Source organism: Vibrio penaeicida (genome assembly GCF_002933855.1).
In the GTDB taxonomy this organism is placed as follows: domain Bacteria; phylum Pseudomonadota; class Gammaproteobacteria; order Enterobacterales; family Vibrionaceae; genus Vibrio; species Vibrio penaeicida_A.
Map to the genome: position 1 here is coordinate 77,380 of NZ_BFAQ01000023.1, position 21,712 is coordinate 99,091.

Genomic DNA, 21,712 nt, shown 5'->3' on the forward strand with positions numbered 1-21,712 from the left:
CTTTATTTTACTCTAGTAAATTATTTTATGGAATGAAGATCAAATCTTTGTTTTTGATTTTGTACAAATATCATTGTGAGCCTTTTAGAAATTTTTCTATTCAAAAATAAACTTTAATATTCTCGTTGTAGACAAGAGAGGAACGAGACAGTAGTTCCGAACTTAATGTAATAACTTTTTTGATGTACTTAAAAATTGGATTGTTATCGCTACATATAAAAGCCAAAAAATAGTTAGTTTTTAAAATCAACAAACATTAACCAATTAATTTTATTGATCTTAATTTACAAAAACACAGAATTTTAATGTTAGAAATCTGTTTTATCTATTAAACATTTATTTCTCTTTGAGAAATAAGCGGGCTCCCTATGTCGCAATTACTTGAAAATTAAATTTATTTCTTTTTACGAGTGGGTGAATAATGATGAAAATTTTAACTTTTTTATTAGTTGGAAGTGTATTTTCGGTAAGTGCGCAAGCGGCAAACATGTGGAAAACAGTATACGAGCAGCTTGATCTAGGTGGACTAAAGACACCAAATGAAAAAGTTCATATAGAGTGTCATTTCGACCTGCTCTCGGTGAACTTAACCAAAGATCATGATGTCACTAAACTAAAAATGAACAAGGCTCCAAATCGCAAACGTTGTGAGTTTGCAATACAGGATGTCGTTAAGCGTGATACCCCGTTTAAATTTTCTTTTGATTTCAAGACTAACGACAACTTTGCACACTACAGTCAATGGCACAGCTACTTCCAGCTACATTCAGTACCAGATCAAGGTGAAGCGTGGCGCTGTCCAATCATGGCTCTTGAGTCTGTAAACGGTACGCTAAGAATGTTCAACCGCTGGGATGAAAACCAAATTTCAGTAACAAAGAATGGGTCATGTGGCGGGGCTGGTAACTCTATCGAATACAGAAAGCTATTCAGCGATTACTACTACGAAGCAGACAGTTGGTACAATGTAGAAATCAGTGGTGAGCTTTCTCATAACAAAGATGCATGCTTAACAGTAAAAATTAACGATGAAGTGCTATCTGATGTATGCGGTCCAAACACATTCAACGATATTCAAAAGCCTTACATCAAGTTCGGTATCTATAAACCAACTTCATGGGAAGTGGATAACGAAGAAATTGAATTAAGTGTTAAAAACATTCGCTACCACGAGCTAGCCAACTAAAAAAGTAAATAAAAACAAAACGCCGCACTGATTTACAGTGCGGCGTGTTTTTTTTACACTCAAACGGAATTTTGAAGCAGCATGAGTATGTTGAATCTCATTATGGCGCGAGTCGGTCTATCGCCCACTCATCATCATCGCGTGAAAATAAGAAGCGATCATGAAGACGATGTTCGCCGCCTTGCCAAAACTCCATACTTTCAGGCTTCACTCGAAAACCACCCCAAAACGTCGGAACCGGAATTTCCCCATTCTCAAACTGCTTTTTTACTTCCATATACTTGCTGATCAGCATGCTACGGGCAGATAGGCGGCTACTTTGTTTACTTGCAATAGCGGCAATTTGGCTCTCTTTAGGCCTGGAGCTAAAATATTTCATGTTCTCCATTGCCGTAAGTTTTTGAGCCACACCAGTCACATGTACTTGTCGTTCCAATGGGTGCCAAGGGAAATGAAGACTGATCTTACTGTGGTTATCGAGGTGTTGCGCCTTACGGCTACCTAAGTTGGTATAAAATACAAATCCCTCTTTATCGACACTTTTCAACAACACAATTCTTTGGAAAGGCATGCCGTTTTCATCAACGGTCGCCACTGTCATCGCCGTCGGATCGGTCAATTTGGCGTCTACAGCTTGCTGAAGCCACAAATTAAATTGATCAATCGGATCAGATTTCAAATCTCGACGCCTTAAGCCGTCTTTTGTGTATTCACGGCGAATATCTGAAAGTTCCATTTCGACTCCTTCTGGTTTCCGATGATTTTGCGCCTAAGGATATGGGAACTCAAGTCATTTTTCTTTCTGTTTTTCTATCCGCTATACGAACCCATCGAATTTAAAAATAAGCATTTTGAGGTAACTATCTGCCACCTTGATATGTGAATGTATTTAGCTGAGGTATAATTAAATGAACAACTTAACAATTTATTCATCAAATCCGAAGATTCACAAGCGTTAGCATGAAAATTGCTTCAAGATAAAACACACAAATTTTTGTCGACCGTCTGATTTGTTGCAAGGGAAATACATGGACACCAAGAGCCTGAAAAAGCTGGACTCGAAAGAACTAGACTACGTGGATGATAAAACAGCCGCTTTACTTCTGAACACACCAAGTAGTGCTAGAATTCTTCTTTGGGTAGTAGTGCTGTTTTTTGCTATTGCCATTGGGTGGGCTGCTTGGGCACAAATTGATAAGGTAACCGTAGGTCAAGGCAAGGTTATCCCGTCTTCACAATTACAGGTGGTTCAAAACCTTGAAGGGGGATTGGTTAAGAAAATCCTTGTTCACGAAGGTGAGATGGTTGAAAAAGGGCAACAGCTTCTTCTGATTGATGATACCAGATTTCGTTCTGATTTTCGCGAAAGAGAACAGCAAGTCACCAACCTGACTGCCAATGTACTGCAATTATCCGCATCCATCGCGAGTATTAAGATCCGTGAAGATTTAGACCCAGATAACTGGCAAGACAGCGTTGTAATCGAAAACGACAAATTGATCTTCCCAGAGCAATTGGCTGAAAATGATCCTCAATTAGTCGCTCGCCAATTTGCAGAATATCGCCAAGATCTCAATAATCTTAAGAATCAGGTATCCGTTCTTGATCAGCAAGTAGAACAGAAACTTCAAGACCTCGTCGAAATCAAAGCTCGAGTGACCAACCTTCAGCGCAGCTACGATTTTGCTAAAAAAGAACTGGATATTACGAAGCCATTGGCGACAGAAGGCATCGTCCCTCGAATCGAGTTGCTAAAATTGGAACGACAACTCAACGATACGGGACGAGAGCTCACATCTACTGAACTGAAAGTACCCGTATTAACCTCCGCCATCCGCGAAGCGATTTTAAGCCGAATAGATGCCGCACTAAAATTCCGTTCTGAGCAGCAAGAAAAGCTCAACCAAGCACAGGATAAATTGTCGTCGTTAACAGAATCAACAGTTGGGCTTGAAGACCGCGTAAACCGAACCATTGTCGTATCCCCCGTTACTGGCACAATTAAAAAAATGCACACAAATACCGTAGGTGGTGTAATTCAACCCGGCATGGATTTAGTGGAAATCGTCCCAACTGAGGACACTCTGCTGGTCGAAGCAAAAATTGCCCCTCAAGATATTGCCTTTTTAAGACCCGGTCTGCCTGCTATCGTTAAATTCAGTGCTTATGACTTTACTCGATACGGAGGTCTTGAAGGCATTTTGGAACACATCAGTGCGGATACCATCCAAGATGAAGAAGGCAATAGCTTTTACCTTGTTCGTGTACGGACTTTGCAAGACAGTTTTGGTCATTCAGAGCAGCTCCCAATCATTCCGGGGATGACAACGTCAGTCGACATCATTACAGGAAAACGGTCTGTTCTGGATTACCTATTGAAACCTATTTCACGTGCCCAACAAACGGCATTGCGTGAATAAATTGGGGAAATACATTGAATGCAATTCGGAGGAAAATTTGTCATTTACCAACGACTTGGCACGTAACATTGCCTCAAACACTCTGTGAACCGACCTGATTGTTGATGGTGATTAACCGAATAAAAACAGGTGCATTATTAATGTGCCTGTTGTCACTTCCATTCACCTCAGTGGCTCTAAATACAAAAGAGCAACGCTGGGTAGAGGCTGTTCGAGGCACGTATGGCGATCGCGCAGCGAAACGTGTTACCGCTTGGCGAAATGGTATTGCTGACTACCACAGTTTGAAAGAAAAAGATCAACTTGAAGCCGTCAATAATTTCTTTAATCAGATGAATTTTGTCGACGATATTAACCTGTGGGGCCGAAAAGACTACTGGGCAACCCCCTTAGAGTTTCTAGGAAGCGCAGGTGGAGACTGTGAAGATTTCACAATTGCGAAGTATTTCTCATTGCTTGAGCTTGGCGTCCCAGATAAGAAGCTGCGCTTAGTGTACGTTAAAGCGATTGAATTAAATCAATTTCACATGGTTTTGGCGTACTACCGAACGCCAAGTTCGCAGCCTTTGATTTTGGATAATTTAATCGCAGACATTAAGCCAGCATCGAAACGCAGAGACTTACTGCCTATCTACAGTTTTAACGGTAAAAACCTATGGCTAATGAAAGAAAAAGCCAGTGGTAAGCTAGCAGGAAAATCCTCTCGCCTGAGCTTATGGAACGATTTACGCTCACGCGAACAAAGATTGAAATTAAATAAACCCATTATTAATTATGATGAGTAAGCACCATGACACTATATAGACAGCTAGTCGCTTGGATGTTGGCAGTATTTCTACTGCTAATAACCTCCGTCTTTGCGATTGAGTTTAACACCACACGGAATTTCTTAGAGCAAGCACAACGCTCTGAGGTGAATAACACCATCAACACCGTTGGGCTCGCGTTAGCACCTTATCTTGAAAATCAGGATGAAGTTGCCGTGGAGTCTGTTATAAACGCCTTGTTTGATGGCAGCTCATATTCAGCAGTCAGGCTCATCTTCCTTAGTAACGACAAGGAAATAGTTCGAACCTACCCCATAAAAAATCACGACATTCCAGACTGGTTCACGAATTTGGATTTGTTTAGAACGATTCATGATCGCCGAGTCGTGACCAGTGGGTGGCTCCAACTGGCAGAAGTGGAAATTATCAGCCATCCAGGGGATGCCTACTTCCAACTTTGGCAAGCTCTCACAAGCTTAGTCACACTATTCACAGGAATCTTCATCATTGGTGCGGTGGTGATTTCTGCGGTGGTAAGACGTGCATTGACCCCGCTAACACTCATCATTCAGAAAATGAAAGAAGTGGCTAATAATCACTTTGGTGAACCACTTGAACGCCCCCGGACTCGAGACTTGATTGCCGTCGTCGATGGCATTAATGCCATGTCTGCCCAAGTTGAAAAAAGCTTTAAAGCGCAAGCGAGAGAAGCCCAGCAGTTACGTGAAAGAGCGTATATGGATCCCGTATCACAACTGGGTAACCGTTCATTCTTTATTGGCCAGCTAAACACGTGGTTAAGCGAATCCGCAATAGGTGGCGTGGCCATTTTGCAAGCAACCTTCATAAAAGAAGCGTACGACGATGAAGGCTACGAAATTGGCGACAACCTCGTAAAAGAGTTGGCTGACTTACTTAGAGCGACAACCTCATCTCCAGACGTCACCATTGCACGTATCAATACCGCAGAGTTTGGTTTCATTCTTCCTAACTTAGAAGAAAGTGAATTGCGCATGGTGTCGGAAAGCATCATGAACTACACCCAAGATATTCGACCAGATCCGACAGGCACTGCGCCATCCGCCGCTTTCTTAGGTGTGGTGTACAACGAAAACCGCAAGAATACGACAGAGATTCTGTCACTCGTCGATAACGCACTCTCGAAAGCACACGCTCATCCAGAGAAAACATATGGTCTCGTTACTGATGAACAAAACCATGTCCTTCTCGGAAAGCAGCAGTGGCGTACTTTGGTTGAAGAAGCCATCAGTAATCAATGGGTTGAATTTAAATTACAGACGGCAAATACGACAACAGGAGCAACGTATCATCGAGAGGTTTTCTCTGCGATTGAGAAAAATGGTGAGCGCTTCACCGCAAACCAATATCTTTTTGCTTTAGAGCAGTTAAATGCCGGTCACATCTTTGACCAATACGTTATCGTGGCCATGCTAGATAAGCTTCGTAGCCGAGAAATCACGGATACATTAGCAATTAACTTAACCATCAGCAGTGTCACCGAGCCAAGCTTTATTCGTTGGTTAACCCAAACGCTGACTAAGAGCGGCGCGCTCGCGAGCAAACTGCATTTTGAAATTCCGGAATCTTGCTTTATCAACCACCAGCACCACACCGCTTTAATCTGTCACGCTATTCGTAGCGCTGGAGCGGATTTTGGTGTGGATAATTACGGTCGTCATTTCCACTCTTTGGAATACATCAACGAATTTAGGCCGGCTTACGTTAAGCTGGATTATCTGTACACTCACCAAATTGATGATGAGAAGCAGAAGTATACACTTACTTCAATCTCTCGAACTGCGCATAACCTTGGCATTAAAACCATCGCTTCGCGTGTAGAAACACAAGCACAGCTGGATTTTCTTTCTGAGCACTTTATTGAAGCATTCCAAGGCTTCATTGTTGATAAATAAGTTTTAAGGTCTATCAAGGATGCAAGATCCGTTGTTGAACTCACTGGTGTACATTAGCCGCTACTACGGCATGTCGAATTCACCAGAAGCACTCGTAAGTGGCTTACCGTTAGCAGACGGTAAGCTGACACCATTCCTGTTTCCACGCTCAGCAGAAAGAGCGGGCTTAGTCGCCCGTGAAAATCGCACTGAATTTGAAGGAATACCGGAACTGATTCTACCAGCAGTGTTGCTTCTCAAAGGGGGAGACGCTTGTGTACTTGTGAGCATAAACCGTGAAACGCAAGAAGCGGAAGTGGTAACATCAGACTCCCACCTTATGCCAATTTCGTTGCCTCTTGAAGAATTGAAGCAACTGTACACAGGGCGCTACTTTTTAGTTAAAAAGCAATTTCGCTACGATGAACGCTCTCCAGAAGTATTGAAACCGCGTGATGGTCATTGGTTTTGGAGTACACTACTCGAATCCAAACACATCTACCGTGACGTACTGATTGCTTCCATTCTGATCAATCTGTTTGCCATTGCCGCCCCCATGTTTACTCGATTGGTGTACGACAAAGTGGTGCCGAACCTTGCGTTTGAATCCCTGTGGGTATTGGCATCTGGTATTTTTGTTGTCTTCCTTTTCGACTTTCTTCTTAAGTTGCTGCGAAGTTACTTCATTGATGTTGCGGGTAAGAAATCCGATATTTTGATTTCATCGAAATTGTTCAGCAAAGTCATGGGCATTCGAATGGAGTCACGCCCTGCCTCTGTGGGCGCTTTTGCAAGACACCTGCAAGAATTTGAATCGATCCGAGAGTTCTTTACCTCTGCGACTGTCTCTTCATTGATTGACCTCCCTTTTGCTTTGCTGTTTTTGGTGGTCATTTGGTTAGTGGCTGGGAATCTGGTGATCGTGCCTATTGTCGGAATCCTTATTCTGATCATTCATTCAATGCTTATCCAAGGTCCTTTGAGAAAAAGCATCGAAGAAGGATCCCGTTTGGCTTCACAAAAATACGCCAACCTGATCGAAAGCCTTGCGGGGCTAGAAACCGTAAAAGTATTTGGTGCACAAAGCCAATTCCAATACCGCTGGGAAGAAGCGGTAGCGCATATGGCAAACTGGAACATCAAAAGCCGTCGCATTACCGATTCGATTCAAAACGCGGCGGGCTTTATTCAGCAAACCGCAAACGTCGGTATGATCATTGTGGGTGTGTACCTGATTGCAGAGGGTGAACTGAGCATGGGTGGGTTAATCGCCGCCACTATGTTGAGCGGTCGCGCAGTCGGTCCTCTTGTGCAACTGTCACTGCTTTCTACCCGATACAATCAAGCTAAATCTTCTATGACCATCATCGAACAAGTGATGTCGATGCCCGAAGAGCAAGAGGAAGGTAAACGTTATATCCATCGCCCAATCATTCAAGGAAAGATTGAGCTCGACCGGGTGACATTTCACTACCCAGACTCCGATCTCGCTTCTGTTCGAGACGTGAGCATTTGCATTAATCCGGGTGAAAAAGTGGCGATCATTGGCCGTATTGGTTCAGGTAAAACGACGATAGAGCGCCTCATTATGGGGCTTTATCAACCCACAGAAGGCAATGTCCGAATAGACGATACGGACATTGCTCAGCTGCACCACGCTGATGTACGCCGAAACATTGGTTGTGTACCGCAAGATATCACTCTGTTCTTTGGTTCAATTCGAGACAACATTACACTTGGTCAACCTTTAGTGGATGACAGGGAAGTACTGGATGCGGCAAACCGAGGTGGTGTGACAGTATTTACTCAACAAGACCCCGCAGGGCTCGAAAGGCAGGTGGGTGAAGGGGGGCTTCTACTGTCTGGCGGTCAGCGCCAATCCGTTGCCATATCGCGAGCATTCCTTGGTAGGCCTCCGGTTCTACTGATGGACGAACCAACCAGTTCTATGGATAACCGTTCCGAAATGCACATCAAACATCAGCTCGTTAACCTGAAAAAGAGCGAGACACTGATTTTGATTACGCACAAAACCTCAATGCTCGATGTCGTAGATCGTGTAATTGTCATGGAAAAAGGCGCAGTGATCGCCGACGGACCAAAAGAACAAGTTCTCAACAGCTTGAAACAAGGTCGTGTGAAAGCATCATAGTACTGCGTCCACAACCAATAATAATGCCAACATCAATTTGTGAATTTGGCCCTTTCTAACCGAGAGGGCTTTTTTAATGCTGAAAGCTTCTTAATATTTAAATAACATCCAGCCTCTAACTAGTTTTGAATCTGAATATTTTACGCTCTATCAAATGAAATCCAAATACGTCATTTCTGCTAATCCCTAAGCAAAGCTACCCAGCAATGAAAAGATAAGGCTCAACACTCTTACCCTAAAAAAGAAAAACCCCGCCACAAGGGCGGGGTCAAAACTCTAAAAGTAGAAAAGGCAGTGGTAACTTTTAGAATTTAACTTCTAGACCTGCTGCATAACCCAGCTCAGTCTTAACCTTGTCACCGTTTGCTTCTTTAACATCAGCGTGACCTAGTTCTGCGTAAACTTTCACATTGCTATGGAACTTGTGAGTTACGTTTGCGTAGAAGTTGTGTACTTTTGCAGCATCTTTTGCATCACCGTAATCGTAACCACCAGCAATCGACGTTTTCTCATCAAGAGCGTACGCTGCAGAAAGCTTAGCAATGTTGATCTTTCCATCAACCGTTACTTTATCGCCGCCGCTTAGCTTAGTTGTTGCGTAAGAAGCACCAACAGTAATTGCATCAAACGTACCTTTAACCTGCGCTAGCGCAGAGTTAGATTTTACGTTTTTCGCTGTTACTTTACCGAAAGTAGCCGTATCCAGCTTAACTTGCTGAAGGTAAACTGCTGCTTCTATGTTGCCAAACTTGTAACCACCAGCAACATCGTAAGCAAACTTGTGCTCACCTTTAGTTTCTTTAACTTCAGCGTAAGAACCACCAACCCAAGCATTACCAAAAGTACCCGCATACTTAGCAACTGAATCGCCAGAACCTACTGCTAACGTTTCAACTTCATCATCAAAGAACTTAATGCCGAACTCGATGTCGTTAGAGATACCAGCACCGTCGAAAGTCGTTGATTGACGACCTGCAGTGAACGTACCGAACTTGCTGTGTTGAAGACCAACATACAGCTCGTCGTTTTCAACGTCTGTTTTTTCGAATTTAAACGCCGCTTTACCAATAGCCGTTAGCTCGTCGTCTAGTTTAACCGTTGTTGTTGCGAACAAATCACCGTCATCTAGGCGGAATTTGTTTTCTGCGTTCTCGCCACGTTCTTTTTTGTACTGAACTTCAGCGGCACCACCAAGATCTAGCTTAACGCCATCCTTGTTGTAAATTTCTGCTGCGTTTACTGATGTTGCTGCAAGAGTTACAGCAACAGCTAGAATTGTCTTTTTCATTATCATTCATCCACTGCTAATTATATTTAATTGCAAAAGAATTCATTTGCGCAATGGATATTAGACATAAGACGTTAGTTATCAATAGCCTCTTACTCACGCTTACACCTTACAAACCAATCACTTACAACACCTTACGTTTCTCATCTTTCATTACACAGAAAGGCAAATGTTTACAATTGACGAAGTGAAAAAGGTTGCGATGATAAGAGATAAGCTTTAGGAGTTTGGCGCACTGATTCTTTAGCTTATCGTAATTACGTCCCCCAATATTTACGCTAACGCAACGTAAACAAAGAGAACGGTAAACGCACAGTGCAATGCCGAAATAGAATAAAGGATGAGATAAAATGGACGCTTTTGCGTTTTATGGCGAAACACTTCTCTACCAATAAGCGCACCAGGCCAGCCTCCCAACATAGCCAAACTGTGCAATGTGGCTTCTTTCACTCGTCTACTCCCTTTGATTGCTTGGCGTTTATCCCACCAGTAGAAGAACAATGTCAATAAACTCAAAAGCTGTGACACAAGTAACCAATAAATTGGGAAGTGGCTATAAAATAGAGAGATAAACAAGAATAACCAGTAGAAGACAGACAACTTCACGGCACCTCCTCGGTTTTAAAGGGAACGTAATATGACAAATGGAACCTGCCATTGTGGCAATATCACACTGCAAGTAAAGACACTTCCAGATACTTTAACCCAATGCAATTGCTCGCACTGCTTTAGAACCGCACCTTTATACGGCTACTACACGTCGTCTGAAGTGGACGTTGTTGTGAGTTCCGGTGTAACCGATGGCTACGAATGGGGCGATCGAATGATCCATTTCCATCACTGCCCAATTTGTAAAGTACATACCCATTACACGGCAACAGATAAAGCAGGAATGGACCGAGTGGGCGTGAATTTCCGATTGTTTGACAGAGAAATGGTTGAATCTATTCGTGTGCGGCGTTTTGATGGGGCAGATACGTGGAAGTTTCTAGACTGAAAGTTTCTGGCTTACGAAATTTAGCTCTTCATCATGGCTTCAAAGCTAATTTCGTAGTGATTGTAAGACAGTATTGAAGGGCCATGTTCACGGCGCGTGACTACTGTGTCCTCCCCAAACCTTACTGTTACGCGGGAATACACTTTGTTTTTTACGGTTATGGTGTTCGCCGAAAGCATTTGTTCAAATTCAAGTTCAACCGCATCGAGCTTTTTCTTAGTTCGAGTCAGTAGGTCGTTGTTCTTCTCTTTTAAAGACGCGACATTATCGACCATGTCTTGGGTTCGCTCTGATTTTGGTGTTTTGGAAAGCTCCAATTCTGCCCGAACTACTTTCATGGTTTCTTCTTGAACTTTTTTATAATTCTCTTTCAATTTTTCAATACCTGCTTTGTACTTTTTATAGCGAGCACAAGCTTCCACATTCGTGACCGAATCGCCTTCAACACCTAAATTCACACAGGTAATTTTCCCACCGACTTGGGTATTGCCTCCACTCAGCGTTCCCTGTTTGCCATTCGCATCACAGACGCTTAAATCGCCCCCACAACGAACTTCGTTTTGCAGGCTATGAATGGCAAGAGTAATGTCATCGTGAGCTTGTACTGTTGCATACTGAGCATATTTACTCGTAATGGAGCCACCTGAACGGACAACACAGGCATTCTCTTCACCTTCTGCAACTGGACGACCGATAATACCTTTGGCTGCGGTAATATCTCCGTGAGCTTGAACGTCTGCTGATTCAATAAATCCACCCACAGTGATAGAACCAGTGGCAAGCACCTTCATACCGGGTTCAATATCCCCCGTAATCACGACACAACCTTTGAATTTAATATGACCTGTCGATACATCTACCTTGCTTAAGCACAACGCGTTATCAACTTCGACGCTTGAGCCTTTTTTCATTACTGGCATTCCAGACACAGATGCCCTCAGCAAGTTAGGGTTTTTCTTGCATATGTAGGTGCCCTTCCCTTCTCGTAATAATTTGTCAGTTCCAGGTTTCGGAGGGATGGTTTTTCCGCACACTGTAAATCCAGGGGTGCCTTTGGTGGCGGGTTGACGTCGCAAAAGCTCTTCGTTTTCGGCAACCGTAATGGTTTCGCCAAGGTTACGCATATCCACACGGTGAGTAACGGTATTGACCTCTTGCGGCCTGAGTACACGGCTATTTATATCGGGGAACAGTGAAATGAATTCAGCATCTTTTCCATCGACAGGACGCTTTCCAATGGCGACAGCCTGAGAGAATTCTTGCCCTGGTGGTACTTTATGGCTCATCGCCAACACCTTTTTTAGAGCAAGTTTATTGATGCCTTTAGTTACATGCGCTGCAGACAGGGCTTCCACAATTTCGCTACCTCGTAGTGCTCTACCTCCTTGGGCACCTTGAACAACCATACGAGCGATCATATCGTCATCCTCGAGCTCAACCGTAACCCGCGCATTTTTTCGGTAGGCAATTTTGATACCTTGAAACGCTTCTTTTTTCGCCTTACGGGCGGCACTCACAAAAGTTTTTACGGCACCGTCATCTAAAAAGAAAGAAGCTGCACCCAAGTTTTCGATGGCGTGATCAAGACCTAGCTCACCGAAATCAGACTCAACAGCCATATCGGAGGGCATCTGTGCTATGACACTTTGATCATCATCTGAAAGTCGGATGAACTCTTTCCACATAGTCCGTTACTCAAAAATAAGACTCCATTTCTGGAATGAGTGTAACGAATTTGCCCAGAGAGTTAACAAAAAGATGCGCGTTTTCCGGCTGTGGTCACTAATACAAGCACATCAACCTCACCACAATGTCGGAATTTAACAATAAGCTCACAACATTATTAATCTCTAAATGTTAATTGTTCAAATTACAGTTACATGTTCAGTAAAGAAGGTGAATAGAGCGGACATTCGCCTATTACATCAATCAAAACAATTACATCATAAGCTCATATGAAATACTGGTCATGATTAAATTGATACACCGCTTTCACTTTTTTACCACAGTTGGAGTATTCGAGTGATTCACATAACTCTGAAACCAAAACAATTCCTCTACCGTAGCTGTCTTCATCAGAAACCATATTTAGATTTTGATAATTAAAACCTTCACCAGTATGCTCAATTGTCATACTCAACTGATTGATCTCAGGCAAGTATTCAAGATCCAGCGTTAACATGGCATCCTCATTAAGATCTTGCAGTCTTTCTTCTCGCAATTGGTAATACGTGAAAAAACCTTCCTCATCTCTTTTTAGTTTTGAGTCCAATCCAAGTAGCCCATGCTCAATAGCATTCGCGAACAGCTCAGATAATACCGAACACACTAAATCAAGATTAGGGCCGCCACTCACTATGCCAGAGATATAATGACGAACTTCTGCCATTACGGTCACACCACTGAGCACGTCTTTCGGGAAGTTTAACCGAGTATTCAATGGCACCTTTCCAACAAATGGCAACTCCGCATCAGGAGCTTGTCCAGCTTCATTATGAATGGGGAACGTCATAGTGAGGATGGACAGATCATCATCCTTACTTTTGTTAGAAAAGACGTTTACTGCTTCATATAAAGAAGGGATTATTGCGACGGGTTCACATTCATTCAGTACATGTTTGAGCCTATCTTCACCAAATTGCTCACCTGACGGATTAGCCGCTTCGGTCACACCATCGGTATAACATACTATTTGCTGCCCTGGCTCTAGGCGAAGGTGCACGAGATTGGTTTCAAATTCTTCACCGCTCAATACGCCAAGCGGCATATGAGTGGATGTGAGGTTATTGATGATTTTGCCAGAAGAGTCGAGAATATAGCTGTCTGGCAAACCGCCTCCCCACCAAGTGACGTCAAGCCCATTTGCACTGATTTCGAATACATTTGCTGCAACCATCATTCCTAAGGGAAGAAAGCGCACTAAAGACGTGTTGATTTCTTCTAAAATCTCACCAAGGGACATGCCTTTGGACGCCATTGAGAAAAAAGCTCTAGTGGCAGGAATTGTCGAAATAGCCGCAGGTAAACCATGACCTGTTGCATCAGCAATCATCACGTAAACGCCACCTTGAGGGCGATTAGCAACAACAATCAAATCACCATTAAACACAGTAGAGGGGTTAGATATGTACTCGATACCGTCGATGTTTTTGTACATATCTTCAGCAAGATTGGTGAAAATGGATTCAGAAATGGCGTAATCGTACTTCACCTGTTCTCTGAATTTGCTCAATTCATCTCGTTGCTTACTCACTTCGCTATGCATTTTTGCAACACGATAGTGCGCCTGCACTTTTGCAAGGAGTGTACTTCTTCCGACAGGTTTAAGGATGAAGTCATCCCCATAGAAAAGGCAACGCCCAAATGAATCACGATCATCCAGAACGGTCAAAAAGATGATTGGCATGTGTACATCTGGGAATTCTTCACGAATCTCTTTGGCCGTCGTAAACCCATCCTTTACTGGCATCATAACGTCCATAAGGATGACATCGGGAAGGCTTTCGGCTTCTTTTAATGCCTCAACCACACCTTCACCATTCTCAAATAAAGTGATGTCTTCGGCGATACTGGTCAGCATGTAGCGAAACATTTCCCTATTGGTTTTTTGATCATCTACAATCAGCACTCTCATAACCTAGCCCTCCTGAATTCGTTATTCGATTGAAAATTTCTTATCAAATCTCGATATCAACAGAATTTTTTTCACTTGAGGCATGCTGTTAGTGATGACGATATCACCATCTTGCTGTTGTAAGAATTTATGCATATTGAGTAGCATTCCTAAACCGGCGCTGTCGATATAATCTACTTTTCGAAAGTCGACCACGAAGCGATACCCTTTTTGTTCGCTGTAACTTTGGCGAAATTCGTGAACCAAATTAAACCCAAATGCCCCTTCAACCGAAATGACGACGCGTCTTTGGTTGTTATCTATTTCAGCGGATACTGACATAGTTCTTCTCCCTAGAATAATTCAACTTCACCTTCATCAATACCGGATTGCTGTGCTGCTGCTTCTCCGCGGTTCTGAGCATGACCCATTAGCTCCTCAATACCTTGTATCAAATCTGAAAGCTCTATTTCTCGCCTATTAAACTTGCCCATTAGAACCGTCATATCTTCCAGAGCATGAGCACTGCGCTCTGCATGTTGACCTTGCTGGGCAACGATATCGGCAAATTGCAGAGCTCGAATACCATTACTCACCTGCTCTGAGAGCTCAGTTCCCATTGCTCGCAATTTGTCGATTTCTTCCTTAATTTCAACGTTAACCTGCTGCACCCCTTGCAACATATCTTCTACTTGATCTTTAGAGTCGATCGCAACAGTCATATCAATTGAGGCGATCTCTCCAACGGTTTCATTTGCTTCATTTATCGTACCTTGGGCGATCGTGATTTCTTTCTGTATCTGTCCATTCAAATCTTCTGCTTTAAGAGACAAATTCCTTACCTCTTGCGCAACTACGGCAAATCCTCGCCCAGCATCACCTGCTCGTGCGGCTTCAATGGCTGCATTCAATGCCAACAAATTGGTTTGCTCTGATAACCCTTGAACCTGATCCAATAGGCGAAATACGTTATCCAGTTTTGATGACATGTCGTGAATGCTGTGTACAGCGGTGATGCTTTTTTCAGAAACACTGACAAGAATTTCGATATATTGAGCAAATATTTTTTCTGTTTTAGGGAGTACCTGAGTCAGGCTGTATTTGCTGTCTTGATTGGCTAGAAGGTTATTCACTAAGGTCTCTGACACGAGGCTCTGACGCTGCGAGACTTCTTGTAAACCGAAGAAACTATCATTGAGTGTTACGACAGATTCATCTATCACTCCACGCTGCTTATCTAAGCTTTCTTTTATGTGTGGGAGCTCTTCTTCCATCAAATGCTTAATTTCATCAAGCTGAACTCGTCGGTCCGAAATTGGTTCAACGCTGATTTCTGACTCCGCATCCAATGACTTGGGTTCTTTTTGTGGCGACTTAATCAGCACCCAAGGTGTGGCTGCGATCAATACAGACAATGCGACCACCCACATTGAAGATACTTCCATTGCAACGAAACTGAGCCCCAACACCTGCAAGCCTAATATTAGCCACCACTTCGTCACGAAATTTGTTATTTTTTGCATTGTTATAGACCCCTTAAATTCAGAAGTATTTAGGTAGAAAACAACGTGTCACATATCAGTTTTGGGATTTTATTCAGTGACACTACTTTTTCTACCGCGCCTACTTCTACCGCGACACGCGGCATTCCCCATACCACAGAGGACTGCTCATCCTGTGCTATCGTAAATGCACCTGCATTGTTCATATTCAGCATTCCTGCTGCTCCATCTTGTCCCATTCCCGTAAGAATCACGCCGATGGCTCTGTCTTTTAGTGTTTCCGCTATAGCATCAAACATGACGTCAACTGACGGTTTGTGACGATTAACGGGTGGTCGGTCATCCAGTTCGCAATACAAGCATCCGCCTCTCTTCACGATCACCATGTGCTGATCACCTGGCGCAACATACGCACAACCGTTAACAAGCGGGGCTGAGTCCACAGCAAGATCGCGCACCGTCATTTCACTCGCGGCATCAAGCCGCTTGGCAAACGAGGGAGTAAATAACGCACTGATATGCTGGGTGATCACAATAGGAGGCAAGTTTGATGGCAAGGACGAAAGCACCGAGCGTAAGGCTTCAGTCCCTCCTGTCGAGGCACCAATGGCAATCAAGTCGAACTGTTTACTTTTGCGTTTAACTTTTTGTTGTTTTTCAGCCTGGTGACCATTGTGCTGCTGCTTTACATTCGCCCCAGCAGCCATTTTGACTTTGGCATTAACCATTTGTTTGTAATGGATCATCTCTGCCGTGTTTTCTACAGCAGGTTTCGGGAAGTAATCGACAGCCCCTATTTCCAGCGCTTCGAGAGTGATGTCTGCGCCATGCTGAGTCAGAGTAGAAATCATCACTACGGGCATGGGCCTTAAGCGCATCAGATTTTTAAGAAATTGCACGCCGTTCATCTTCGGCATTTCGATATCTAGGGTTAACACGTCAGGGTTGTGCTGCTTGATAAGATCTCGAGCTTCATAAGGATTTTCTGCTGTAGCCACGACAGTCAACTGAGGATCGGATTCAATGATCTCCGTTAGCATCGCTCTGAATACTGGGGAGTCATCAACGATCATTACTTTTAGTTTTTTATTCATCAAAATAGCTCCGCATCATTATCGTGAGAACGATGACTCTCTATATCCAGCTCTTTGGCGTATTTCGCTTCATTTCGTTTCACCTTATCAACTTCAGAAAGTCGGATGCGTTTCACCCAAGCCTGACCACTCAGCGGATCAAACATCACTTTTCTAGGGATCATCCCCCCTAAATCTTGCGCCTCAATCTCGAACTTTTCTTCGTGAGCGTAATTCAGAGCAAATTCAATGTTCTTATCACCAATGAGTACGTTCTTTCCCATCAATTGCGCACCACCAAACAATTTCAGTCGAATCCTTTCTCGCACGGCCCCACCGGCAAGCAATTGGTTTATCAACATTTCCATAGCGTTGTTGCCATACCTAGAAGCCGTCGAAACAATTTCGGTTGGGTGCCAGTTCTCTATTTCAGCGTTACTGTCGAAAGGCAATAAGAAATGGTTCATTCCCCCAATATAGGCTTGGGGATCCCACATACACGCGGCAATGCAAGAACCTAACCCTGTGCAAATCACTTCAGGCTCGCGGCTGGTATATACTCCTCCGGGCATCACTTTCACCATCTGCACTTTCTTTTGTTGGTGATAAAAGCGGCTGAATTGTGACGTTTGGATAGGTAAATTCGCCTGCAGTCCTTTCATTCTTGCCTCACTGTTTAACGTAAATGGTGTGTCCGAGGTGACGGAATATGTCAGTACAATTTCCAACACTCTCTGAGTGACCGATAAACAACACACCATCGTCGGCAAGAAGTTCGTAAAATCTTCGAATGAGTGTCTCTTGCGTTGGCTTATCAAAATAAATCATGACGTTGCGACAAGAGATAACATCAAATTGCTGATCCATGGGCCAATCAGCTAATAAGTTGAGCTGGTTAAAAGTAAGATGTTGCTGTAACTGACGTTTTATTTTTATTTTTCCGGCCATTTGGCCTTTTCCCTTTACGAACGCCCCTTTCAAGTATTCGCTGGGTATACTTTCTATTGCTTCTTCGCTGTAAACACCTTGCTTTGCTCGGGCTAATACATTGGTGTCTAAGTCGGTTGCAAGCATTCGCACATCTCTTATCCGGTCGAATACTTGCGCTTTTTTTAACATTGCAAGATAACTGTAGGGTTCTTCTCCAGTTGAACACCCTGCCGACCAAAACCTAAGCTGGTTTCTTCCTTCATTGAACCACTTTGGAATCATGACGCCTTCTAGATATTCAAAATGATGAAACTCGCGGAAAAAGTGGGTTTTATTGGTGGTCAGGTTATTAATAAAATTTACTTTTTCGGCATCACTTGTTTCTAACAATTCCCGATATTCAGAAAAGCGCTTAAGACCATGTTCTCGTAAGATACGGCTGATACGACCGTAAACCATGGCCTTCTTTTTATCCGACAAAAATATTCCGACACTTTTGTGGACAAAATATTGTATGTATTTGAAGTCCTGTTCTGTTAGTTCAAACTCTCTACCAGCCAGTGGACTCTCAGCCTCTGCTCGGCTTAGAACTCTTCCCATTCGTCTCCTTCCTCACTCAACTGCATCCCCGAGTTAACCGCTCGGTTTGCTGGTTTAGATGCGGGGACATTTCGAATCTCTGCAACATTGCTGACCGGTGGTCTAACCGATCCAGTCGCTCCCCTTGAGGATATGGTTTTCACATCATTGTCGGTGGAGAAGAAGTTCATTAGGTTAAGTAATTCTTTGCCTTCATCTTTCAAGGATTGGCTAGCTGCAGACGTTTCTTCCACCAAGGAAGCGTTCTGTTGCGTCATTTCATCCATAGTGGCAACCGCTCGGCTAATCTCATCTATGCCCGTGGCTTGTTCTTGGCTAGACTGCGCAATTTGAGTAATAAGCTCTGACACTTTTGCAACAGCATCGACAATCTCATTGAGCGTTTCACCGGATTCGTCGACCAGCCTCGAACCTTCATCAACCTTATCGACACTGTCGTTGATTAGACCTTTGATTTCTTTCGCTGCGGCAGCACTGCGTTGAGCCAAATTACGAACTTCGCCAGCAACAACCGCAAAGCCTCGGCCTTGCTCTCCAGCTCTCGCCGCCTCCACTGCCGCATTCAATGCAAGCAAGTTGGTTTGGAAGGCAATTTCATCAATCACGCCAATAATGTCGGAGATTTTTTTGCTGGCACTGTTGATTTCTGCCATCGCTGCAATGGCTTGCCCAACAACTTCACCACCTTTACCCGCTTTTTTGGCAGCATCATCAGAAAGATCATTTGCGCCTCTGGCATTTTCGGCGTTCTGCCTGACAGTAGATGTCATCTCTTCCATACTGGCAGCCGTTTCTTCTAGATTAGAGGCCTGCGCTTCAACACGCTGACTTAAATCGTTATTGCCTTCTGCTATTTCTGTGGATGCAGTTGCGACTCTTGCTGACGATGTGGTGATTTGGTCAACCATATTGCGGAGGTTGACGATTGAAGTATTCACGGCGTCAGATAATCGGCCGAACTCCCCTTCATTGTCGTCAGACATATTATTGTTAAGGTTCCCGTCAGCGACCTCACTCATTACATCGATACATTGCCCAAGCGGTGCGACAATGGCATCCAATAAGTTGTTCACGCCATTGCCCAGTTCAGACATAAAACCGCTGTAAGCACTGGTATCAATCCGGTTTGTCAGCTCACCCTTTATTGCGTTTTGGATCAAGCTTTCAACCTGACGTTGACCATCTTGCTGCTCGGTGATGTCTTCCCATTGGAGAGCCGGTCCCATGTAGTTACCTTCCGCGTCACGCATGGCGATACACGTTAAGTTAAATTCAAGCCCTCCGACGGCAATGTTCGACGAAAACGGTAAGTTATCTGGGTTGGAAATAATGCCTCTTTGATGCGCTGGATTTTTATGGAAAATATCAATGTTCTGCCCAACAAGCTTACTTGCATCAAAGCTTGGCAACGCTTTTTTAAGTTCGCTTTCACGACTGGTCAGTAGTTTAGTCAGAGACGGATTTAGGTATTGGATAATACCGTTGTCATCCGCCATCATTAGGTTCGTTGTCATGCCTGCAACAGCGGAGGCTAAGCGACCTATTTCAGCCTCTTTTGCTCTTTCTTCCGTAACGTCTTTCCACTCCAATGTATTGCCAACGTAGTTCCCTTCTGCATCGGTAATTGCAGCAACGTTTAGCTCAATTTTTAGGTCCGCAATGACAATGTCCGTTTTAATTGGCAAATTGTTCGGGTTATCCAGCATCTTGCGCTGGTGGTTGGGGTTTTGGTGGAATTCATCAATGCAGCGACCTATCAACCAATCTTCACTAGCGGTGAAATCACGCCAAACAGTTCTCAGTGTGTTTTCGTGCTTTTTGAATAAGTTAATGGTTTCTAGGTTGGTGTAGGTAATTAAAAAGTCACGGTCGATCATAACCATCGCAGTCTGTGCTTGGTGCACAGCGGCGCTCAAACGCGCAATCTCTGTTGCTTGTTTACGTTGTTCAGTAACGTCACTCCATTCAAGCGTGTTACCTATATAATTACCATGCGCATCCATGATCGCTGCCACATTGAGTTCTATTTTAAGGTCTGCAATTTCAATGTCGGTGCTGTATGGCATGTTCGAAGGGTTATCGAGCAGCTTTCTTTGATGAGATGGATCTTTATGGAAGCCATCAATACACCGCCCCATTAGCCAATCTTCTGTTGCGCTAAAATCGGGCCACACACTGCGAAATTTCGCTTCGTGTTTTTTAAATAAAGAAACTGTTTCGTGGTTGATGTACGTAATCTCAAAATCACGGTCAATCATTACCATGGCTGTTTGCGCCTGGTCCACAGCCGACTGTAACCGCAGAATATTGGATTCTTGTTGCCTAAGCTCTGTAACATCTTCCCATTCGAGAGTGTTACCACTGTAGTTACCTTGAGCATCGATGATGGCTCCTACATTAAGCTCCAACAGCACATCTTTGACTTGGATTGTCGCGGTATGAGGCATATTTTTGGGGTTGGAGAGCAGCTGACGCTGGTGTGCAGGGTTGGTATGGAAACCATCAATGCAATTCCCTATCAGAAATTCTTCATCTGCACTGAATCCTGGCCACACCGATTGAAAAAGCGGTTCGTGTTGTTTTAACAAGTCCAAAGAGCGCCTGTTAACGTAAGTTATGTTGAAATCCCGATCAATCATCATCAACGCGGTTTGTGCCGTGTTTAATGCAGAAAGTAATTGCTCATTACTGACTGCTCCTGAGGCACTATTAGCCTCTCCCATTAGGTTGTCTTGGGATGGAGCAACAAACTGTCTTTCTGCTCTTTCTTTTTTTCGGTTCCAAAATGACATAACTTTACCTCTCACATGAGCGCTTTTTCTTCTGATAAGTTGTTGAGCTCTGCGACATTAAATAGAGCTTCCAAGTTAATTAAGATCACATGTCCTTCTTTTGCCGGAACAATGCCGACTATGAAGTTTTTATCTACCGTTAACGACATATTGGGAGCAGGTTTAATATCATCGGTGTCCAATGCGTACACTTCTGATACCGCATCCACAATGATGCCTAATGGCTGTCCATGCGTATCGTTTAAAACAATCACTACCGTTGTTGCGTTTATGACGGCAGGTTCGAGGTTAAAGCGTTTTCTCAAGTCGACAATGGGGACATATTCCCCTCGAATTTCTAAGACACCATTTAAATAGCTAGGTGAATTCGGAACCGAACGTACGTTGCTCCAACCTCTGACTTCTCTTACATCCAAAATGGGTACTGCATATTCTTCTTCATCTAAGATGAAACTCAGGAATTCTTGTATTGCCATCAT

General features: G+C 43.6%; 18 protein-coding genes. 6 read left to right on the forward strand and 12 right to left on the reverse strand.

Annotated features, from left to right (window positions below):
• Window positions 1-421: 421 nt before the first annotated feature.
• Window positions 422-1,186 carry a heparin lyase I family protein gene (locus VPNCDNU1_RS13720; protein ID WP_104400839.1) on the forward strand — a complete coding sequence of 255 codons (765 nt, stop codon included), beginning with the start codon at window positions 422-424 and terminating at the stop codon, window positions 1,184-1,186.
• A 100-nt stretch (window positions 1,187-1,286) separates the two neighbouring features.
• Here VPNCDNU1_RS13720 and pdxH read toward each other — a convergent pair whose 3' ends face one another.
• On the reverse strand, window positions 1,287-1,922 hold the full coding sequence (gene pdxH, locus VPNCDNU1_RS13725; RefSeq protein ID WP_104400840.1) for a pyridoxamine 5'-phosphate oxidase: 636 nt from the start codon (window positions 1,920-1,922) through the stop codon (window positions 1,287-1,289).
• Window positions 1,923-2,214: 292 nt separating this feature from the next.
• Between pdxH and VPNCDNU1_RS13730 the strand changes: the two genes are divergently transcribed.
• The 4 genes from VPNCDNU1_RS13730 (at window position 2,215) to VPNCDNU1_RS13745 (ending at window position 8,438) form a co-directional block, all read left to right on the forward strand.
• The gene (locus VPNCDNU1_RS13730) at window positions 2,215-3,606 is read left to right on the forward strand and encodes an HlyD family type I secretion periplasmic adaptor subunit (RefSeq protein WP_104400841.1); all 1,392 of its coding nucleotides are present in this window, start codon (window positions 2,215-2,217) and stop codon (window positions 3,604-3,606) included.
• A 140-nt stretch (window positions 3,607-3,746) separates the two neighbouring features.
• A complete protein-coding gene (locus tag VPNCDNU1_RS13735; RefSeq protein ID WP_371410794.1) occupies window positions 3,747-4,391 on the forward strand; it encodes a transglutaminase-like cysteine peptidase in 645 nt (214 codons plus the stop codon).
• A gap of 5 nt (window positions 4,392-4,396) precedes the next feature.
• Window positions 4,397-6,307 carry a bifunctional diguanylate cyclase/phosphodiesterase gene (locus VPNCDNU1_RS13740; RefSeq protein ID WP_104400843.1) on the forward strand — a complete coding sequence of 637 codons (1,911 nt, stop codon included), beginning with the start codon at window positions 4,397-4,399 and terminating at the stop codon, window positions 6,305-6,307.
• 19 nt (window positions 6,308-6,326) lie between these two features.
• Window positions 6,327-8,438, forward strand: a complete 2,112-nt coding sequence (locus tag VPNCDNU1_RS13745) for a type I secretion system permease/ATPase (protein ID WP_104400844.1) — start codon at window positions 6,327-6,329, stop codon at window positions 8,436-8,438.
• A 304-nt stretch (window positions 8,439-8,742) separates the two neighbouring features.
• Here the strand turns inward: VPNCDNU1_RS13745 and VPNCDNU1_RS13750 are convergent, their stop codons facing one another.
• Window positions 8,743-9,726: a porin gene (locus VPNCDNU1_RS13750; RefSeq protein WP_167404793.1), complete on the reverse strand. Its 984-nt coding sequence runs from the start codon at window positions 9,724-9,726 to the stop codon at window positions 8,743-8,745.
• Between the two features lie 273 nt (window positions 9,727-9,999).
• Entirely contained in the window at window positions 10,000-10,332 is a 333-nt protein-coding gene (locus tag VPNCDNU1_RS13755) for a DUF1294 domain-containing protein (RefSeq protein ID WP_201797123.1), read from the reverse strand.
• Between the two features lie 31 nt (window positions 10,333-10,363).
• Here VPNCDNU1_RS13755 and VPNCDNU1_RS13760 point away from each other — a divergent pair, with 31 nt between their 5' ends.
• Entirely contained in the window at window positions 10,364-10,723 is a 360-nt protein-coding gene (locus VPNCDNU1_RS13760) for a GFA family protein (RefSeq protein WP_104400846.1), read from the forward strand.
• A gap of 20 nt (window positions 10,724-10,743) precedes the next feature.
• On the opposite strand, the gene VPNCDNU1_RS13765 is transcribed toward VPNCDNU1_RS13760, so the two are convergent.
• From VPNCDNU1_RS13765 to VPNCDNU1_RS13805, 9 genes are all read right to left on the reverse strand, one after another.
• On the reverse strand, window positions 10,744-12,408 hold the full coding sequence (locus tag VPNCDNU1_RS13765; RefSeq protein ID WP_104400847.1) for a DUF342 domain-containing protein: 1,665 nt from the start codon (window positions 12,406-12,408) through the stop codon (window positions 10,744-10,746).
• A 266-nt stretch (window positions 12,409-12,674) separates the two neighbouring features.
• On the reverse strand, window positions 12,675-14,357 hold the full coding sequence (locus tag VPNCDNU1_RS13770) for an ATP-binding SpoIIE family protein phosphatase (protein ID WP_104400848.1): 1,683 nt from the start codon (window positions 14,355-14,357) through the stop codon (window positions 12,675-12,677).
• 21 nt (window positions 14,358-14,378) lie between these two features.
• Complete coding sequence (locus tag VPNCDNU1_RS13775) at window positions 14,379-14,678, reverse strand: STAS domain-containing protein (RefSeq protein ID WP_104400849.1); 300 nt, start codon at window positions 14,676-14,678, stop codon at window positions 14,379-14,381.
• An 11-nt stretch (window positions 14,679-14,689) separates the two neighbouring features.
• A complete protein-coding gene (locus VPNCDNU1_RS13780; RefSeq protein WP_104400850.1) occupies window positions 14,690-15,859 on the reverse strand; it encodes a methyl-accepting chemotaxis protein in 1,170 nt (389 codons plus the stop codon).
• Between the two features lie 29 nt (window positions 15,860-15,888).
• Window positions 15,889-16,932 (reverse strand): protein-glutamate methylesterase/protein-glutamine glutaminase, encoded by a 1,044-nt coding sequence (locus VPNCDNU1_RS13785; RefSeq protein WP_104400851.1) that lies wholly within the window; start codon window positions 16,930-16,932, stop codon window positions 15,889-15,891.
• On the reverse strand, window positions 16,932-17,573 hold the full coding sequence (locus VPNCDNU1_RS13790) for a chemotaxis protein CheD (protein WP_104400852.1): 642 nt from the start codon (window positions 17,571-17,573) through the stop codon (window positions 16,932-16,934). The genes VPNCDNU1_RS13785 and VPNCDNU1_RS13790 overlap by 1 nt, the downstream gene beginning before the upstream one ends.
• Before the next feature lie 7 nt (window positions 17,574-17,580).
• Complete coding sequence (locus VPNCDNU1_RS13795) at window positions 17,581-18,441, reverse strand: CheR family methyltransferase (protein ID WP_104400853.1); 861 nt, start codon at window positions 18,439-18,441, stop codon at window positions 17,581-17,583.
• Window positions 18,426-21,233, reverse strand: coding sequence for an aerotaxis transducer Aer2 (aer2, locus tag VPNCDNU1_RS13800; protein WP_167404794.1), 2,808 nt, complete (start codon window positions 21,231-21,233; stop codon window positions 18,426-18,428). Before aer2 ends, VPNCDNU1_RS13795 begins: the two co-directional genes overlap by 16 nt.
• Window positions 21,234-21,244: 11 nt before the next feature.
• On the reverse strand, window positions 21,245-21,709 hold the full coding sequence (locus VPNCDNU1_RS13805; RefSeq protein ID WP_101112003.1) for a chemotaxis protein CheW: 465 nt from the start codon (window positions 21,707-21,709) through the stop codon (window positions 21,245-21,247).
• Window positions 21,710-21,712: the final 3 nt, after the last annotated feature.

Excerpts from the sequence above, each read along its gene's own strand:
- VPNCDNU1_RS13720 (WP_104400839.1), top strand. The coding sequence starts at position 422 with ATGATGAAAATTTTAACTTTTTTATTAGTTGGAAGTGTATTTTCGGTA.
- pdxH (WP_104400840.1), bottom strand. The coding sequence starts at position 1,922 with ATGGAACTTTCAGATATTCGCCGTGAATACACAAAAGACGGCTTAAGG.
- VPNCDNU1_RS13730 (WP_104400841.1), top strand. The coding sequence starts at position 2,215 with ATGGACACCAAGAGCCTGAAAAAGCTGGACTCGAAAGAACTAGACTAC.
- VPNCDNU1_RS13735 (WP_371410794.1), top strand. The coding sequence starts at position 3,747 with ATGTGCCTGTTGTCACTTCCATTCACCTCAGTGGCTCTAAATACAAAA.
- VPNCDNU1_RS13740 (WP_104400843.1), top strand. The coding sequence starts at position 4,397 with ATGACACTATATAGACAGCTAGTCGCTTGGATGTTGGCAGTATTTCTA.
- VPNCDNU1_RS13745 (WP_104400844.1), top strand. The coding sequence starts at position 6,327 with ATGCAAGATCCGTTGTTGAACTCACTGGTGTACATTAGCCGCTACTAC.
- VPNCDNU1_RS13750 (WP_167404793.1), bottom strand. The coding sequence starts at position 9,726 with ATGAAAAAGACAATTCTAGCTGTTGCTGTAACTCTTGCAGCAACATCA.
- VPNCDNU1_RS13760 (WP_104400846.1), top strand. The coding sequence starts at position 10,364 with ATGACAAATGGAACCTGCCATTGTGGCAATATCACACTGCAAGTAAAG.
- VPNCDNU1_RS13765 (WP_104400847.1), bottom strand. The coding sequence starts at position 12,408 with ATGTGGAAAGAGTTCATCCGACTTTCAGATGATGATCAAAGTGTCATA.
- VPNCDNU1_RS13770 (WP_104400848.1), bottom strand. The coding sequence starts at position 14,357 with ATGAGAGTGCTGATTGTAGATGATCAAAAAACCAATAGGGAAATGTTT.
- VPNCDNU1_RS13775 (WP_104400849.1), bottom strand. The coding sequence starts at position 14,678 with ATGTCAGTATCCGCTGAAATAGATAACAACCAAAGACGCGTCGTCATT.
- VPNCDNU1_RS13780 (WP_104400850.1), bottom strand. The coding sequence starts at position 15,859 with ATGCAAAAAATAACAAATTTCGTGACGAAGTGGTGGCTAATATTAGGC.
- VPNCDNU1_RS13785 (WP_104400851.1), bottom strand. The coding sequence starts at position 16,932 with ATGAATAAAAAACTAAAAGTAATGATCGTTGATGACTCCCCAGTATTC.
- VPNCDNU1_RS13790 (WP_104400852.1), bottom strand. The coding sequence starts at position 17,573 with ATGAAAGGACTGCAGGCGAATTTACCTATCCAAACGTCACAATTCAGC.
- VPNCDNU1_RS13795 (WP_104400853.1), bottom strand. The coding sequence starts at position 18,441 with ATGGGAAGAGTTCTAAGCCGAGCAGAGGCTGAGAGTCCACTGGCTGGT.
- aer2 (WP_167404794.1), bottom strand. The coding sequence starts at position 21,233 with ATGTCATTTTGGAACCGAAAAAAAGAAAGAGCAGAAAGACAGTTTGTT.
- VPNCDNU1_RS13805 (WP_101112003.1), bottom strand. The coding sequence starts at position 21,709 with ATGGCAATACAAGAATTCCTGAGTTTCATCTTAGATGAAGAAGAATAT.